Annotated in this window: 16 protein-coding genes; 8 read left to right on the top strand and 8 right to left on the bottom strand. The window is 60.5% G+C overall.

All coding sequences use genetic code 11. The features are described 5' to 3' along the window. Positions 1-16: 16 nt before the first annotated feature. From KZ772_RS16900 to KZ772_RS16865, 8 genes are all read right to left on the bottom strand, one after another. Positions 17-478 carry a cyclic nucleotide-binding domain-containing protein gene (locus KZ772_RS16900; RefSeq protein ID WP_290537610.1) on the bottom strand — a complete coding sequence of 154 codons (462 nt, stop codon included), beginning with the start codon at positions 476-478 and terminating at the stop codon, positions 17-19. Continuing rightward, on the bottom strand, positions 478-1,920 hold the full coding sequence (tldD, locus tag KZ772_RS16895; RefSeq protein WP_290537609.1) for a metalloprotease TldD: 1,443 nt from the start codon (positions 1,918-1,920) through the stop codon (positions 478-480). The genes KZ772_RS16900 and tldD overlap by 1 nt, the downstream gene beginning before the upstream one ends. After that, on the bottom strand, positions 1,910-2,758 hold the full coding sequence (locus KZ772_RS16890; protein WP_290537608.1) for a carbon-nitrogen hydrolase family protein: 849 nt from the start codon (positions 2,756-2,758) through the stop codon (positions 1,910-1,912). The genes tldD and KZ772_RS16890 overlap by 11 nt, the downstream gene beginning before the upstream one ends. Beyond that, positions 2,755-6,582 (bottom strand): YhdP family protein, encoded by a 3,828-nt coding sequence (locus KZ772_RS16885; protein ID WP_290537607.1) that lies wholly within the window; start codon positions 6,580-6,582, stop codon positions 2,755-2,757. The genes KZ772_RS16890 and KZ772_RS16885 overlap by 4 nt, the downstream gene beginning before the upstream one ends. Before the next feature lie 2 nt (positions 6,583-6,584). Continuing rightward, complete coding sequence (locus KZ772_RS16880) at positions 6,585-7,172, bottom strand: Maf family protein (RefSeq protein ID WP_290537606.1); 588 nt, start codon at positions 7,170-7,172, stop codon at positions 6,585-6,587. 139 nt (positions 7,173-7,311) lie between these two features. Then, positions 7,312-7,803: a rod shape-determining protein MreD gene (gene mreD / locus KZ772_RS16875; protein WP_290537605.1), complete on the bottom strand. Its 492-nt coding sequence runs from the start codon at positions 7,801-7,803 to the stop codon at positions 7,312-7,314. Next, positions 7,793-8,647 (bottom strand): rod shape-determining protein MreC, encoded by an 855-nt coding sequence (gene mreC, locus KZ772_RS16870; RefSeq protein ID WP_290537604.1) that lies wholly within the window; start codon positions 8,645-8,647, stop codon positions 7,793-7,795. The genes mreD and mreC overlap by 11 nt, the downstream gene beginning before the upstream one ends. Before the next feature lie 21 nt (positions 8,648-8,668). Beyond that, a complete protein-coding gene (locus KZ772_RS16865; protein ID WP_035248243.1) occupies positions 8,669-9,706 on the bottom strand; it encodes a rod shape-determining protein in 1,038 nt (345 codons plus the stop codon). Between the two features lie 241 nt (positions 9,707-9,947). Here KZ772_RS16865 and gatC point away from each other — a divergent pair, with 241 nt between their 5' ends. The 8 genes from gatC to KZ772_RS16825 all read left to right on the top strand — a co-directional run bounded on the left by gatC (position 9,948) and on the right by KZ772_RS16825 (position 16,809). Beyond that, positions 9,948-10,235 (top strand): Asp-tRNA(Asn)/Glu-tRNA(Gln) amidotransferase subunit GatC, encoded by a 288-nt coding sequence (gene gatC / locus KZ772_RS16860; protein ID WP_290537603.1) that lies wholly within the window; start codon positions 9,948-9,950, stop codon positions 10,233-10,235. A 19-nt stretch (positions 10,236-10,254) separates the two neighbouring features. Continuing rightward, positions 10,255-11,715, top strand: coding sequence for an Asp-tRNA(Asn)/Glu-tRNA(Gln) amidotransferase subunit GatA (gene gatA, locus KZ772_RS16855; protein WP_290537602.1), 1,461 nt, complete (start codon positions 10,255-10,257; stop codon positions 11,713-11,715). Beyond that, positions 11,712-13,151 carry an Asp-tRNA(Asn)/Glu-tRNA(Gln) amidotransferase subunit GatB gene (gene gatB, locus KZ772_RS16850; protein WP_290537601.1) on the top strand — a complete coding sequence of 480 codons (1,440 nt, stop codon included), beginning with the start codon at positions 11,712-11,714 and terminating at the stop codon, positions 13,149-13,151. Before gatA ends, gatB begins: the two co-directional genes overlap by 4 nt. Before the next feature lie 155 nt (positions 13,152-13,306). Continuing rightward, the gene (locus tag KZ772_RS16845; protein ID WP_290537600.1) at positions 13,307-14,122 is read left to right on the top strand and encodes a crotonase/enoyl-CoA hydratase family protein; all 816 of its coding nucleotides are present in this window, start codon (positions 13,307-13,309) and stop codon (positions 14,120-14,122) included. Between the two features lie 198 nt (positions 14,123-14,320). Continuing rightward, positions 14,321-15,103: a cyclic nucleotide-binding domain-containing protein gene (locus KZ772_RS16840; protein WP_290537599.1), complete on the top strand. Its 783-nt coding sequence runs from the start codon at positions 14,321-14,323 to the stop codon at positions 15,101-15,103. Positions 15,104-15,222: 119 nt separating this feature from the next. Continuing rightward, on the top strand, positions 15,223-15,417 hold the full coding sequence (locus KZ772_RS16835; RefSeq protein WP_290537598.1) for a hypothetical protein: 195 nt from the start codon (positions 15,223-15,225) through the stop codon (positions 15,415-15,417). Then, the gene (locus tag KZ772_RS16830; protein ID WP_290537597.1) at positions 15,386-15,640 is read left to right on the top strand and encodes a hypothetical protein; all 255 of its coding nucleotides are present in this window, start codon (positions 15,386-15,388) and stop codon (positions 15,638-15,640) included. The genes KZ772_RS16835 and KZ772_RS16830 overlap by 32 nt, the downstream gene beginning before the upstream one ends. A gap of 2 nt (positions 15,641-15,642) precedes the next feature. Then, a complete protein-coding gene (locus KZ772_RS16825; RefSeq protein ID WP_290537596.1) occupies positions 15,643-16,809 on the top strand; it encodes a hypothetical protein in 1,167 nt (388 codons plus the stop codon). The last annotated feature ends 180 nt before the right edge of the window (positions 16,810-16,989 follow it).

Genomic DNA, 16,989 nt, shown 5'->3' with positions numbered 1-16,989 from the left:
AGCGTATTTATTGGCGTTATCCCACCGGCAGTTTGAACTGGGCCAGTTGCGAAGAGGTACGACGCAGGTGCAGGCACAGCAGGCGAGCAATGTTCTCCATGATCAAACTGACCGCATGAGGACTACGTTTGCGCAATTGCTCGACGCCTTTGCGGGTAAGCACGATCAGGGTGGCGTCCTCGGCAGCTCGTACCGTCGCCGAACGGGGCTCATTATCCACCAGTGCCATCTCACCCATGGAATCACCCGGGCGCAAATGGGCAATCACCACCTCACCCCCGGCTTCGCTATTCTTGACGATATCCAGACAACCGCGCACCACAAAGCAGACGAAATCACTGCGGTCGCCTTCCCGGCACACCGGCTCCCCGGCGGGGACCCGGTTAACAAATACCAGCTTTTCCAGTACTGCCAGCTCATCATCACTGAGCCCGGCAAACAGGCGCATGCGTGACAGAACGTCCAGTACCTGGGACATCAGGCAGTGCCCCCCACGGTGAGAGCATCCACACGCAGGGTGGGCTGCCCCACGCCCACCGGCACGGACTGGCCGTCCTTGCCGCACACACCGATGCCACTGTCCAGGGCCAGATCATTACCGACCATGGAGATACGGCTCATCACTTCCGCCCCGCTACCGATCAGGGTGGCGCCTTTCACCGGGCAGACAATTTTGCCCTTTTCCACCAGGTAGGCTTCGCTGGTGGAAAACACAAAACGCCCGGAGGTGATATCCACCTGACCACCACCGAAATTTACCGCGTAAATACCCCGGTCCAGACTGGCGACGATGTCCTGCGGATCGCTCTCGCCGGGCAGCATGTAGGTGTTGGTCATGCGTGGCATGGGCAGGTGCGCATAGGATTCCCGGCGACCGTTGCCGGTGGGCGCCACGCCCATCAGCCGGGCGTTGGTCTTGTCCTGCATGAAGCCCACCAGCTTGCCGTTTTCGATCAGGGTATTGCAGGCGGTGGGGGTGCCTTCGTCGTCGATGGTCAGGGAGCCACGGCGATCCGCCAGGGTGCCATCATCCACCACGGTACACAGGGGGGACGCCACCTGCTGGCCAAATTTTTTGGCGAACATGGAGGTGCCCTTGCGATTAAAGTCCCCTTCCAGGCCATGGCCCACGGCTTCGTGCAGAAGCACACCTGGCCAGCCCGGTCCCAACACCACCGGCATGGTGCCCGCCGGTGCCGCTTCCGCTTCCAGATTCAGCAAGGCACCACGCACCGCTTCCCGGGCCCAGGTTTCGATGCGCTCTTCCTGCAACAGCCAGTCATAGCCCACCCGGCCGCCACCGCCGGCGCTGCCGCGCTCGCGGCGGCCATTGCGCTCGGCGATCACGCTCACATTGCAGCGGATAAGCGGCCGCACATCCGCCGCCAGGGTACCGTCGCTGGCCACCACCATGATCACATCCTGTTCAGCACTGAGGCTGGCTGTGACTTCCACGATGGCCGGGTCCAGTGAGCGGGCCATGGCATCGATACGTTGCAGCAGGGCCACCTTGTCTTCGGCGGGCCAGCCCAACAGCGGATCAATGGCGGCATAGCGGGCCGGCACCGCCCGGCTGGCCAGCTGTATCTGCCGGTCCTGGCCCTGGCGGGTAATGGCACGGGCAGCACCACTGGCCTGTTGCAGCGCATCCAGGGTGATGTCGTCGCTGTAGGCAAAACCGGTCTTGTCACCCTGGACAATGCGCACCCCGGCGCCGCGCTCGGTATTGAAACTGGCATCGCGCACGATACCGTCTTCCAGTACCCAGGCCTCATGGCGGCTGTGCTGGAAATACATGTCAGCATAATCTGCCTGGCCGGTGAGTTTACCGTTCAGCAGCGACGCCAATTGCGGGGTGTGCAGGTTTGCCGGCGCCAGTAGTACGGACTCGGCAATGGAAAGGGCGTCGTTATGTGTCATAGGGTCCTTCAATTCGGAATCGTTGATGCTGTTGAACCGGCATGCTTTGCCGAAGCTCATTCATGGTAGCAAGGTCCAGCTCGGCCACAAGAGCACCGGGGGAATCACTCAAACTATCCACCACCCTCCCCCAGGGGTCCACCAGCATGGAATGCCCATAGGTGGCCCGTCGCGGGCCGTGCTGACCACACTGGTTGGCCCCCAGCACATAGCAACCGGTCTGTACCGCCGTGGCACGCAGCAGCAGCTGCCAGTGGGCAGCCCCGGTGACGGCCGTAAAGGCCGAGGGGTACACCAGCAACTGGGCTCCGGCGCTAACCAACCTTTGGGCGAAAGCGGGAAAGCGCAGGTCGTAACAAATTGCCATACCCACCTGCAGATCACCCACAGAGGTCATCACTACCTCCTGGCCGGGCTCAAAGAAATCAGACTCCCGGTAGCGGCCCTGAGCATCCTGCACATCCGCATCGAACAGATGCAGCTTGTCATAACGTGCCAACGGTTCCCCCCCAGCACTGACGGCAATGGAACAGGTACGCACCAGCGGCGATGGTACCGGTTGGCCGTCCGGGCGCTGCAGGGCGGGCAGGCTACCGCCAATGATGGCCATATCCAATGCCCGGGCCTGCTCACACAACCAGCCGACCAGCTCGTCATGGCGTTCACCCAGCGCCCGATAGTCACCGCCGTAACTGGCGAAGTTTTCCGGCAGCACTGCCAGGCAGGCCCCTTTTTGCCGGGCCTCTGCCAGCAGCACGCCGGCCTGGCGCAGATTGTCATCCGGCTCCTTGCCACTGGTCATCTGGATAGCAGCAATCGGATAGCGCGTTACCGTCATTCGAATATCCCCTCGGTTTCTTTTACCTGCGGGCTGCTCCAGTTACCGGTTACCCGATATTCCATGGTGGTAGTCTTATCGAGCCGGTCGCCCCAGATACGCTCTACCACGAAGATACCCGCGCACGCCGCCGGCCCGGCAAGACATCCTGCATACAGGTTACTGGACAAGGGCAGCGTGACTTCCATGTTGTGATCCAGGGTTTCCTTTTCCAGATCAATGGCACCCTTCACCCGAATCGCGGCAGAAGGCGAATCAATGGCCAGATTGGACGTGGTCACACGCGAGCCATCAATAGAGAAATCGCCGGTGATACTGTCGCAGCTCATGCCCTTTTTATACAGGTCAGAAAAATCCAGCCTCAGGCGACGCTGGATAGTCCCGATATTGAGAATCCCCAGCAAACGCAGGAATGACGTTTTGGTATCGGTATCGGGAATCCGGCATTCCCCGATATCCACCTGGGTTTGCCCTTCCAGGGCCAGATAATCCATCCCCAACGGCCAGTCACCCCAGCCAAGCACCACCTGGGCGCGAGCATCATCGGACTCGATAAGAGCCGGCAACCCCCAGCCTTTCAGGGAACGCCCAAGGTCGTCCGACGTCAGGCTGCCATTGAAGCGGCTATACGATTCACCCGCTTGTTCAGTCCAATCCAGCGTGCCCTGAAAACGACTGGAGCGCCAACGTCCATCCAGCTCGGAAATACGCACACCCTCTTTCACTGGCCGAACCTTGCCCCGCCATTGACCGTAATCCTCGCCGTTGATAACAATGCTGCTGAAATTCGCATCCATAGGCGGCAGCGTCAGCGGAGACACTGGTGCGGATTCTCCGTCGTCGCCAAACGACCCTTCAGGCAATGTCAGATTGAGACGGGACACCGACATTTCCAGCGGCGCCTCACCCCGGGCGGCAAACCCGTCGGGAATACGCACAGACCCTGCCACCGCACGACTACTCAACGCCATATCCCACCCGGCATCCCCCGGCAGCACAGACAACCGGGAGTCAGCGACGTCAACGCCAAACAGATCCAGGCGATCCACCTGCAGGCTGACTTTGCTCAACGTGGCCTCAGCGGTACCGACACCGCCGCCGCTGCCCGCATTCAATGAGGGCACCAGACGGTTGCCGATAAAGTCGATCCAGGGCTCCGCACTGATTTCCGCCAGCTGGCCGCGCACCTGGATTCCCTCGCTTGGCACCTGCAATGTGCCGCTTCCCAGCAGTAGATCGCCCTGTATACGCTTGTCGATGCGCAAAGCGCCACGCAACAATCCACCATACTCCAGATCCAGCGTCAGACGACTGCCCGCATTGCTGAGACGGAGATCCAGCGGACGCGTTGACCAGGCTGACTTACCCAGTGGCGCCGGCGCATCCACGGTCACCCCCTTCATCGACGACGCTGCACGCAGGAAAAATGGCGTACCCTGCCAGGGAATCTGTACGGTCAGCCCCAGCGGCAACTGCCCTGACAGCGGCTCAAGCCAGGCAAACCCCAGCCAGTTTGCCGCTTGCTTCATGGGCAGACTTCCATCGAGCTGCAAGCGACTGCGACCCTCTCGGGTCAGCCACTGACCGCCGAACTTTCCACCCAGAGCACGAGCCTGCAGCCGGTCGATCTGTATGCCGTCATGCAAATGAAAATAGACTGGCGCCGAGGCTTCAGTGACCCGAAGTTTGCGCGGCCCATTGGATAGCGTGGCATCATTCACCTGTGCATCCACAATGACCACAGGGGCATCGTTATCTTTCTGCAAGGGAATATCCAGCAACAGATAGCCCGACATACTGCCGTCCCGAAAACGCCAGTCCAGCAACTCTTCGGGGAGCTGTTTACGCAGCGGGGTATCCTGAAAGAGCGTATCCAGATCCTGTAATGGCCCCCGGGCCTGGCCGGAAACAACCAGCCGGGGCGTCTCACCGGTTTCAAAAGCCGCCACATCCACATGCACTTCTTGCAGCTCGCTACCCAGCAACTTGCCACTGCGAGCCAACCCGCGAACCTGGCGACCATTGATCAGCACGTCCGCCGACACGTCGCTGGCCACCGGCCAGTCCGGCAGGAAAGACAAACGCACATCGCGACCCTGAAAACGCATCTGCAGGGTGCGATCCTGCTGGCGGCTCTTGTCGATTTTCACCGGCCCCTGGTAAAGAATCTGCCCACGCTGCAGGACCCCATCCTGAATGGCTTGTGCGAGCCAGCCGGACAGCCCCTCGGGTAACCGTTTGAGCGGCATATAATGGCTGGCACGAGCGCCGTTACCTTCGAAGATTTCCGCCACCAGACGCAATTGCGGAATCTGTTCCGGGCGCAGGCTGAGCTGCATCATCGCCTCGCCATGGGCATCCGGATTGACCACCTGCAACCGCCCGGAACGTACCTGTAGCTGCTCGGCGTCCCGGCGCCAGTCCAGTAGCCCGCTGACCTGGCCAGCCAGAGCATGATCATAAAGTCTCGGGAATTGCAGGCTGAGATTATCGCTGTGCAGGTAAGCCAGGCCTTCGGACGGGCTGCCGGACACCCAGCCGGAAAGCCCTTGCACACCCGGTATCCGATCCTGCGCCTGACTCGACAGACCTGTGAAGCGCAGCTGGAACGTCTCCACATTCCGGGCACGGCCACGCACATAGACGCCATTCAGCACCCCCCGTGGAGACTGTACCGCTAAACGTTCACGGACCTGTTGCAGACTATCGGGCAAGGCAAAAGGCCATTGCTGAAACTGCTGGTTGAGTCCATGTAGCGGCAGTTCAGCGCCCCGGAACTGCCATTGCCGCTGCTCGCCACGAGTCTGCCAAAGCAGCGCCATGTCTCCCAAATTGAGCGCGCCGGCTGGCGAATCACCGGACAAACGAGTCAGGGACAGGGTTGCCCGCTCCCCATCCCTTACCAGGGCCAACCGGGCAGACAGCTCGGTCATGGGCCAAGCCAACCCCTCCTGCTGTAGCGTCAGGGTGGGCAGGTTCAGATTGATGCTGGCGTCATGGGGTTGCCCCTGTTTCAGGGTAGACCAGACTTTCATACGCCCATCCAGCGCAGCCACCTGCACCGGCCAACCCAACTCCTCGGGCAGCCACTCGTGCAGACGTTCCCCCTTCAGGCTGGCATAGAGATCCGCCTCCACCTCTTCCAGAGAAAAGGCATCGCCATGCAGGTGAATCCGCGCCTGCAGGGACAGCGGGCGATCACGGGCTTCCAGGTTCAGCGCCAACCGGTGCTCGTCCCCGCGGTTGATCAAGGTGGCTTCCAGTTCAGATGCCGCCAGTGGCGGCATCCCCGGCCACTCCAGAGACAGGCGGGCATCGCTGATCGCCAGCAACTGCTGGCGGTAGAACAGGGTGAGAATACGCTCCAGCGGCGGGCGCTGCTCCGGATCCTTGCTCCCCAGTGCTTCCAGCCCGCGCAGGCGAATGCTGCCATCCTCGCCGCGCACCAGATTCAGCTCCACCCCGTGAATGCGCAGCTCCTTGAGCACCAGATCCCGGTGCCATAGGGAACGGAACACATCGATTCCCAACACCACTTCGTCCAGCTCAAGGGCGGTATCACCTTCCGGGGCAGGCAGACGGATCTGACGGGCGACAAACTGGGGTACCAGGCCGGACATCTGGCCGTCCAGCTCGGCAATGGTCAGCGGCGTCTGAATGCGTTCTTCAAAGAAGACTTCCAGGCGTTCGCGATAATCCGGCACCAGCAACATCAACTGACGGCCGAGCACCACATAGGCAGCAATAACCAACAGCAAGGCCGCCGTCAGCCACCAGAGGGACGGATAAAGTCGGTGCCAGCGATGAGGTCGAGTCGAGGCCATAATCAGTTGGGTTGCCAATAACGGATGCCGACCTGATCCAGCAATGCCACCATCTGTTCCAGCGGCAGGCCGACTACCCCACTGTAACTGCCCGTCAGCGAGGCCACCAGCGCCGCGCCCAATCCCTGAATCCCGTAGCCACCGGCCTTATCGGCCCCTTCGCCGGTATCCACATAATCCTGCAATTGCCTGTCACTGAGTTGCCTGAATTGCACCCGGGTAATGGAATAGCGAACGTCCATCTGCCCCTTGCTCAGCAGGGCCAGTGCGGACATCACCTGATGTTCGGCACCGTTGAGAGCCTGCAACATGGCCAGCGCCTGTTGCTTGTTCGCCGGCTTGCCCAGGATCTCGTCGCCCAGCACCACCGCCGTATCGGCTCCGAGCACCGCCCCGTCTGGCAAACCACCGGCTCCCGCGGCACCGGCTCGGGCCTTCTCCCGGGCCATACGGCAGACATATTCCAGGGGAGGCTCCTCCCGCATAGGCGTTTCATCGATATCCGGGGCGGGCAGCACGGAAAAAGGAACAGAAATCTGCCGTAGCAGCTCTGCCCGACGTGGCGAACCTGAGGCAAGGTAAAGAGTCATAGGATCAGTTAATCGTTAACAATGAATAGTTAACAGCTAACATCTAACAGGTCAGGCGCGGCAGCAGAACTCTGAGGTTGTTCCATCATCAGCTCGCGAACTGTTCCCTGTTAACTATTCACTGTTAACTGTTTTTTGTTCAGCGTACTAGAAAACGCAGCTGTACCCAGCGCAGTAGCGCACAGACCGGGCGCCAGAGCACCGCACTGGTCAGAGATGCATAAAGAATGGTGTAGGGCGGATACAGGGTACGACCCACGGACTCCTGCACCAGAAAGGCCAGCAGGCTGACGGTGCCCACCAGTAGGAAAACCACGGCACACTGTTGCAGCGAGGTGAATACCCGCATGCGCTTGTAGGCAGCTAGCATCACAAAGGCGCCCAGGGCATAGGCCAGCCCCCACTGCCCCAGCGTGGTCCCCACCAACACATCGTGATACAGGCCGACAAAGAAGCCCCACAACACACCGACACGATTGGGCAATTCCAGCACCCAGTAAACCAGCACCAACAGCATCCACTCGGGGCGCACCCAGTTGACGCTCTCGGGAAGGGGCACCACTTCCAGCAATGCGGCGATCAGCAAGGTAACGACTATGACGCCGGTGCCGGCAGGACGATCATGAATCATTGGCGGCCTCCGGGTCGGGCACCGGAATCAGGGGCTTATCAGTGGACTGCACCAAGAGCACGTGACTGGCACGGTCCACTCTGGCAGTAGGCCGGGCAGCGATTTCCGCGAAAGGCGCACCGGACTGATGGCGTACAGCGATTACCGTTGCCACCGGATAGCCCCGCGGGTAACGCTGGCCCAAACCGGTGCTCACCAGCAGATCCCCTTCGTTGATATCCGCCGTGTCCGGCACGTAGAGGAGTTTCAAGCCATCGGACTGACCGGTACCTGCCAGAATCGCACGCACCCCGTTGCGATTCACCTGCACGCTCATGGCATGACTGGCATCAGTGACCAGCAATACCCGGGAACTAAGCGGCCCCGCATCCACCACCTGACCGATCAGACCCTGGGCATCCAGCACGGCTTGCCCGCGCAAGACCTTATCACCCCTGCCCTTGTTGATGACCAGCTCTTGGCGGTTCGGATCCGGATCCACACCAATAATCTCGGCCACCAGCACATTGGCATCCAGATCCGCCGAGGAGTTGAGCAACTCACGCAGACGCACGTTTTCCGCTTCCAGCACTGCCAGCCGCTCAACCTTCTGCTCGAGAATCAACGCCTGACGCTGCAGGCGCCGGTTTTCATCAATCAGGGAACCACGGCTCTGGGTCTGCTCGGACAACCACTCACCGGAATCCACCGGCAGGTGGGCCAGATAATGGATCGGAGCAGTAAGATAGCCAAGCACATGCCGCACGGGCGCAGCCCAGGGCGTGCGCTGGTCCAGCACCATCATGACGATGGCGAGAACCAGCGCAATCAGCAGTCGGTAGGTAGGATTGGCAGGTGCCGTCATGATCTAGCCCGGAAACCCGGCCTAGCCCATGGCCAGCATATCGAAACCCTGGCTGTCCATCAGCTCCAGCGCCTTGCCGCCACCACGGGCCACACAGGTCAGCGGATCATCGGCGACAATCACCGGCAAGCCGGTTTCTTCACTGATCAGCCGGTCGATATCACGCAGCAGGGCGCCACCACCGGTGATCACCAGGCCACGCTCAGCGATATCGGAGGCCAGTTCCGGCGGAGAGGCTTCCAGCGCATTTTTCACCGCATTGACGATGGCCGCCAGCGGCTCTTTCAGCGCTTCCAGGATTTCCTCGGAATTGAGGGTGAAACTGCGCGGCACGCCTTCAGCCAGGTTGCGGCCACGCACGTCGATCTCGCGGATCTCGGAACCGGGATAGGCAGTACCGATTTCATGCTTGATACGCTCGGCAGTGGATTCGCCGATCAGCGAACCGTATTCCTTGCGCACAAAAGCCACAATGGCTTCGTCGAAACGGTCGCCACCGATACGTACGGATTCGGAATAGACCACGCCATTCAGGGAAATCAGGGCAATCTCGGTGGTACCGCCACCGATATCCACCACCATGGAACCGCGAGCTTCTTCCACCGGCAGACCGGCACCGATGGCGGCGGCCATAGGTTCTTCAATCAGATAGACATCGCGGGCACCGGCTCCATAAGCGGAATCCTGGATGGCCCGGCGTTCCACCTGGGTGGATTTGCAAGGCACACAGACCAGCACCCGTGGCGCCGGCGGGAAGAACCCGGTGTCATGGACCTTCTTGATAAAGTACTGGAGCATCTTCTCGGTGACATCGAAGTCAGCGATCACCCCATCCTTCATGGGACGGATGGCGGTAATGTTGCCGGGAGTACGGCCCAGCATGCGCTTGGCGTCGGCCCCCACGGCAGCCACACTCTTCTGGGCGCCATGGTGACGAATAGCCACCACAGACGGCTCGTCCAGGACGATGCCGCGGCCACGTACATATATAAGGGTGTTGGCGGTCCCCAAATCGATGGACAAATCGGTGGAGAACATCCCCCGAATACGCTTGATCATGGACATCTCTGGCGTGTTTCCTGAAATTTTCGCGAAAATACGACACCGGGCGGGAAAAAACCGGGCATCTCACAAGATGGCGCAACTCTAGCAATGGCAGGGGCATTGGGCAAGCTGACACTACCGCTTTTACACTGGCGGGCAGTGGCCCCGGACAGGCGGTCTATGGTACTTTTTGCGGCTTTCCAGACCCGCATTAGCTTATCTCTGCCCGCCGCAGAGAATCCCAACGGAGAGAATCATGGCCATTGATTCCAAGGTGGTAGCCCAGGTGGCCCATCTGGCGCGCCTGAAAGTGGACGAGGCAGACAGCGCCGCCCTGTCTGACCGCCTCAATGACATTCTTGCCATGGTGGACCAACTACAGCAGGCCGATGTGGCTGATGTGGCGCCCATGGCCCACCCGCTGGACGTGACCCAGCCCCTGCGTGAAGACGAAGTCAGCGAGCCCAACGTGCGAGACAAGGCGCTGGACATCGCCCCCGCTGCCGAAGACGGCTGTTTCCTGGTTCCCCGGGTGATTGAGTAAACAGGTGATGAGCAACGCCATGCACAACAAGACACTGACAGAACTCAAGGCCGGTCTGGCTGCCGGGGATTTCTCCTCCCGGGAGCTCACCGAGCACTTCCTGGCCCGCATCCAGCAACACGACGGCGAGCTCAACAGCTTTATTACCGTGACCGCTGAACAGGCATTGGCCCAGGCCGACGCCGCCGATGCGGCCATCGCGGCTGGCAACGGCGGCCTGCTCACCGGCCTGCCCATCGCTCACAAGGACATATTCTGCACCGAGGGCGTACGTACCAGTTGCGGCTCGAAGATGCTGGACTCCTTTATTGCCCCTTACACCGCCACAGTGGTGGAAAAGATGGCCGCCGAAGGTGCGATAATGCTGGGCAAGACCAACATGGACGAGTTCGCCATGGGCTCCTCCAACGAAACCAGCTACTACGGCCCGGTGAAGAACCCCTGGGATCTGGAGCGGGTACCCGGTGGCTCTTCCGGCGGTGCGGCGGCCTGCCTGGGTGCACGCCTGGCCCCCGGCGCCACCGGCACCGACACCGGCGGCTCCATCCGTCAGCCGGCTGCCCTAAATAACATTACCGGGCTCAAGCCCACCTATGGTCGTGTCTCCCGCTGGGGCATGATCGCCTTCGCCTCCAGCCTGGATCAGGCCGGCCCCATGGCCCAGAGCGCGGAAGACTGCGCCCTGATGCTGCAGGCCATGGCCGGTCACGATCATCGTGACTCCACCAGTCTCAACGAAAAGGTGGACGACTATCTGGGCGCCCTGAACAACGATATCAGCGGCCTGACCATCGGCATCCCGGAAGAATTCTTTCCGGACACCCTGGACGGCGCCATCGCCGACAACAGCCGCGCGGCCATTCGCGAACTGGAAAAACTGGGCGCCAAGGTGGTGTCCGTGTCCCTGCCCAGCGTCAAGCTGTCGGTACCGGCTTATTATGTAATCGCCCCGGCGGAAGCCAGCTCCAATTTAAGCCGCTTCGACGGCGTGCGTTTCGGTCATCGCTGCGACGATCCGAAAGACCTGGAAGACCTGTACAAACGCTCCCGCTCTGAAGGTTTCGGTGATGAAGTGAAGCGCCGCATTCTGGTGGGTGCCTACGCCCTGTCCGCCGGTTACTACGACGCCTACTACCGTCGCGCCCAGCAGGTCCGTCGCCTGATCCGCGATGACTTTGTCCGCGCCTTCGAAAAGGTGGACGTGTTGATGGGCCCCACCGCCCCGGAAACTGCCTTCAAACTGGGAGCCAAGAAAGACGACCCGGTAAGCATGTACATGGCCGACGTCTTCACCATCGGGGTTAACCTGGCCGGCCTGCCGGCTCTGTCCATGCCCACTGGCTTTATCAACGGCCTGCCCACGGGCACACAGATCATCGGCAACTATTTCCGGGAAGGGCAAATTCTCAACGTGGCCCACAAGTATCAGCAAGCCACCGACTGGCATAAACAGGCACCCGCATTTGGAGGTGACCAATGAGTTGGGAAGTCGTGATCGGTCTGGAAATTCATGTCCAGCTCAACACCGTCAGCAAACTGTTTTCCGGCAGCAAACTGTCCACCGGTGCCGAGCCGAACACTCAAGCGTCGCTGGTGGATCTGGGCATGCCAGGCACCCTGCCGGTGGTAAACAAGGAAGCGGTGCGCAAAGCCGCGCTTTTTGGTTTGGCCATCAATGCCGACATCTGTCGCCACAGTGTGTTTGAACGAAAAAATTATTTTTATCCGGACCTGCCAAAAGGCTATCAAACCACCCAGCTGGCCGAACCCATCGTGGGTGCCGGCGAAGTCGAAATCCAGCTGGAAAGCGGCGAGAAAAAAACCGTTCGCATTCATCACGCGCATCTTGAAGAAGACGCGGGTAAATCCCTGCACGAAGACTTCCACGGCATGACCGGGATTGATCTTAACCGCGCCGGCACGCCGCTGATTGAAGTGGTCACCGAACCGGACATGGCCAACGCCGAAGAAGCCGTGGCCTTTGCCCGCAAACTGCATGCGATTGTGACTTCCATCGGCATCTGCGATGGCGACATGTCCCAGGGCAACATGCGGTTCGATGTAAACGTGTCCATCCGCAAACCCGGCGAGCCACTGGGTACCCGCACGGAAACCAAGAACCTGAACTCCTTCCGTTTTATGGAACGCGCCATCAAGCTGGAAGTGGAACGGCAAATTGATGTGCTGGAAGACGGCGGCGAGATTGTGCAGGAAACCCGTTTGTACAACGGCGACACCCACACCGCCCGCTCCATGCGCAGCAAGGAAGACGCCAACGACTACCGCTATTTCCCGTGCCCGGATCTGCTGCCGGTGGCCATCACCGATGCGGACCTGGAAGCATTGAAAGCGGCCATGCCGGAACTGCCCAATGCGCGCAAGGCACGGTTCATGGACGACTACCAGCTGTCCGAGTACGACGCGGATCTGCTGTCCGGCTCTATCGCCACCTCGGCGTTTTTTGAAGGCGTCGCCAACGCCGGCGGCGATGCCAAACTGGCAGCCAACTGGGTCATGGGCGAACTGACCGCCAAGCTGAACGCGGAAGAAAAAGACATTAGCGCCAGCCCGGTCAGTGCGGAACAGTTGGGCCAACTGATTGCCCGCCTCAAGGATGGCACCATCAGCTCCAAGATCGCCAAGCAGGTATTCGAAGCCTGCTGGGCCGGTGAAGGCGACCCGGATGGCATCATTGAGGCCAAGGGCCTCAAGCAGATGAGCGACAGCGGCGAACTGGAAAAAATCGTCGATGACATCATCGCCAACAACGCCCCCCAGGTTGAGGATTACCGCAACTCTGATGACGCCAAGAAAAAGAAAAAAATCGGTTTCTTTGTAGGCCAGGCAATGAAGGCAACGCAGGGCAAGGCGAACCCACAGCAACTGAATCAGTTGCTCAAGGAAAAGCTGGGGTAAATGATTAAGGGTCAGACGTCTGAGGTCGGATGTCTGACGCGTAAAAAAACAACCCGCACGGCAGCACCGCTTTCACTGCAAGCCTTGCCGCGCCGGATTTTGACTTTGCGTCCGACGTCAGACTTCTGACGTCCGACCCCTAACAGGACCCGACCATGACCACCACCTTCCAAAATCGCGTCACACTGGAAAAGAAAAACGACATTGCCTATGTCACTCTGAACCGCGCCGACAAGTACAACGGCCTGGATTTCGCCATGATGGAAGGCCTGGTGGAAGCTGCCAAAGCCGTGCGCAAAGACAAGAGCCTGCGCGTGGTGATCATGCAGGGCGAAGGCAAGGCCTTCTGTGCCGGGCTGGATTTCGGCACCGTCATGAAGCAGCCGCTCAAATTACTGAAAGGTTTCACCAAATACGGCGTCAAGAAAACCAACCTGTTCCAGGAAGTCTGCTGGTGCTGGCGTGAACTGCCGATCCCGGTTATCACGGTACTGCACGGTTACTGCTACGGCGGCGGCATGCAGATTGCCCTGGCGGCGGATTTCCGTATCAGCACCCCGGACTGCGAAATGTCGATCATGGAAATCAAATGGGGCCTGATCCCGGACATGACCGGCAGCGTCACCCTGCGCGAACTGGTCCCCATGGATGTAGCCAAGGAACTGACCATGACCGGCCGCCTGTTCAAGGGCGACGAAGCCAAGGCCATGAACCTGGTCACCCGGGTGGCCAGTGATCCGCTGGCGGAGGCGGAGCAACTGGCTGAGGCCATCAAGAGCCGCTCACCAGATGGCATCAGTGCCGCCAAAAGTCTGTTCCAGCAGACCTGGAATGTACCGGAAGCCCAGGCTTTCGATGCCGAAAGTAAATTGCAGTTCAAGCTGCTGCGCGGCAAGAATTATCGCCGTGCCCTGCAAGCCGGCCAGAAAAAGGAAAAGCCGCAATTCGGCCCCCGCGAACGGGATTACTGATCGGACGTCGGACGTCGGACGTCGGACGTCGGACGTCAATGATGAAATCGTAGGGCGGATCCCCGCCGCCCTTTTGACTTTTTTGCGCTCAGCTCCTGACGGCAGCCAGCCATTCCCCCAGACTGCCAACTCACCCCTGTTTCGTAGCCGTATCTTGCTGCATACTCAGGCAAAAATCTGAGTTTGTTGAGGCACTGCATGATTTCCGTGGCCGAAGCCAGCGGCGGTTTCTCCGCCCTGACCCGCATGTACAAACGTCTGGTTGATGAATTTATCAGCCAGCTCCCGCTGCAACCCCAGTCCTTTCCCCTGGCACCCACCGACAATGCCTTTCAGCAGGGCATGTGTGCCGATACCACCTATGTGGTCAAGGGCGGCATGCTGGGCATGCGCTGTCAGGAGCGCAAATTGTTCACCTGGGACGAGGGGGACATGATCCTGCCCGACGCGGGCAGCGACGAGGTCACCTACTACGCGGAAAGCGCCGTGCTGCTGGCTGCCTACCCCACCGTCAGACTGGTGGAAGCGGTCCTTGCCGATGAACAGCTGGCACGCCTGTGGACCCGTATCCTCACTATTCAGCAGGCCATGCTGGTGCGTCTGCTGGCAGCCTATGTACCGGAAGAAAGCCATACCACCCCGGGCTTTGCCTACTTCGAGCCCGGCGATGTGATCATCCGCCAGGGCGAGCCGGCGGATTATGTATTCAGCCTGTTCGAAGGTCAGGCGGATGTGCTGGTGGATGACGTGGTCGTGGGCCACGTCAGTGAAGGCGAGGTGCTCGGCGCCATTGCCCTGCTCACCCACTCCCCGCGCAGCGCCACGGTGAGAGCAAAACAACGCTGCTCCGTGGTCAAGGTGCCCAAGCACCAGTTCAAGGACCTGATCCGCACCAACCCGGGCATGATTCACAGCCTGCTTTCCGACATGGCCCGACAGATCACTGACCTCAACAATCAGGTGGTTCAGTTGTCCGCCTGAGCCCGGGCTTCCCTGACATTGTCCCTCCCGGCAAAGGGGCCTATATTGGAGACACAGAGGTTGACCTTTGCAACTTCTCGCAAGGTTGACCTTCGTCCTCAGCCAGGGAGGTCACGACCATGCGCCATATTCTTTCCATCGCCATCATTATCTGTCTGTTGATTCTGGTGGCCGTCTATTTCCTGTCTGACTCGGAGCCCGAGATCACCGAACCCGGCTTCAATCTGACACCGGAGCAGCAAACCACCACCCCACCGGAAAGTCCGCCCATCCGTCAGGACAATGATGGTGAAACGCAAGCACCCGCAGAGTAACAGCGACAACAGTGATTCCGGCCCCCTGGCCGACACGCTGGGCTGCCCGCCGACCACCCTGGCGGAATTGAGCTCGCTGGACAGGAAACGTCAGCAACAGCTGGCGACCCTGATTGAAGGCTGCCTGCAACGGCAACATCAGGCCCAGGAGCAGGCTCTGCGTGCAGCCCTACCACGCTTGCTGCGCCCGCTACTGGGTTCTGCTCCCGGCCGGGAGAGCTGAGCATGCTGGCCAGCCAGATCGAGGTGCGCAAACTGTCAGCCCTGCTGGACCAGCCAGCATCGTCACTGGCCGACTTGACGGTCTACCCGCCGGAAGCCCTGCGTCAGCTCCGCCACCTTTGTGAGGAAACGTGCTTTGCCGCTGATCGGGACCGGTTCCGCCGCTGGGCGCAATGGACCTCGCTGGTACCGTCACCTCTGATGGCTGCCCTGGCCCGCCGGGCCGGGCCATTGCTCACCGCCCGCATCGCCACGGAAATGCCGTCCCATCGAGGCGCAGCCATTGCCCAACGCCTCCCTGCCTCTTTTCTGGCCCGGGTTTGCCAGCATCTTGATCCCCAGCGCAGCCGCGAACTGATTCGCCAACTGCCTGCGGCCCTGCTGGTGGACACCGCCCTGACCCTGATTGATGAGGGCGCCTTCATGCTGCTCGGCCGGGTAGCCGACGCCCTGGACGACGACGCCACCCGGGCCGTCATGGACGCGGTGGAGGACGATGGCCACCTGTTACGCATTGCCCTGTTCATGGAATCACGTACCCGGCTGGACCACCTGGTGCGGCTACTTCCCCGGGAGCGGCTGCTCCAGGCTGTTTTACTGGCCACAGACCCGCACAATGATCTGATGCTGGAAGTAATCGCCCTGCTCGGCAACCTGGGCTACGAGCTCAAACACCAGCTCGGCGACCTGGCCGCCAGCCAGCCCGCCACCGTACTGGAGCGGATCATTCAGGTGGCTGAAGAGCATCAACTATGGCCGGACCTGATACCGGTGATTGCCGAGCTGTCACCCGCCACCCAGCAACGGCTGCTGGAACTGCCAGCCCTGCAACAGCAACCGGAGATTCTCGGCCATATCATCACCGCCGCCGACCAGTATGGGTTGTGGAGCAGGCTGCTGCCACTGGTGGCGATGATGGGGCCGGCACTGCTTCGGGAAGTGGGTAATCAGGCAGCCATACTGGACCGCAATGCCATCGCCAGGGCCATGGAAGCGGCGTTGACCACGGAGCAATGGCCCGCCCTGGTGCGGGTGGCTAAACACCTGCCCGAACCGCGCCAACAGGACATCGCCCACATCATTAATGACTACGGCAAGGTGGACCCGGCGCTACGACAACGGCTGGTAACGCTGGCTGAAAACAATGACCTGCAGGCACTATTCGCCTGACACCACCAAGACGCTCTATTCTGCGTCGGGTGCACTGAGCGCACCATCTAATTGATAACGGTGCGATCAACGCCGTGACGGTTTCAAGGCTCAAAGACCGCGTCCATAGCCTGGGCGCGATCTCATGCCTTTGACGACTGAGGACCGGATTCCGCGCGTTATCAATTATCAATTGCTTTT

Origin of the sequence: Alcanivorax sp. (assembly GCF_019431375.1) — a bacterium.
GTDB lineage: Bacteria > Pseudomonadota > Gammaproteobacteria > Pseudomonadales > Alcanivoracaceae > Alcanivorax > Alcanivorax jadensis_A.
This window is presented reverse-complemented; position numbering and strand designations above follow the sequence as displayed.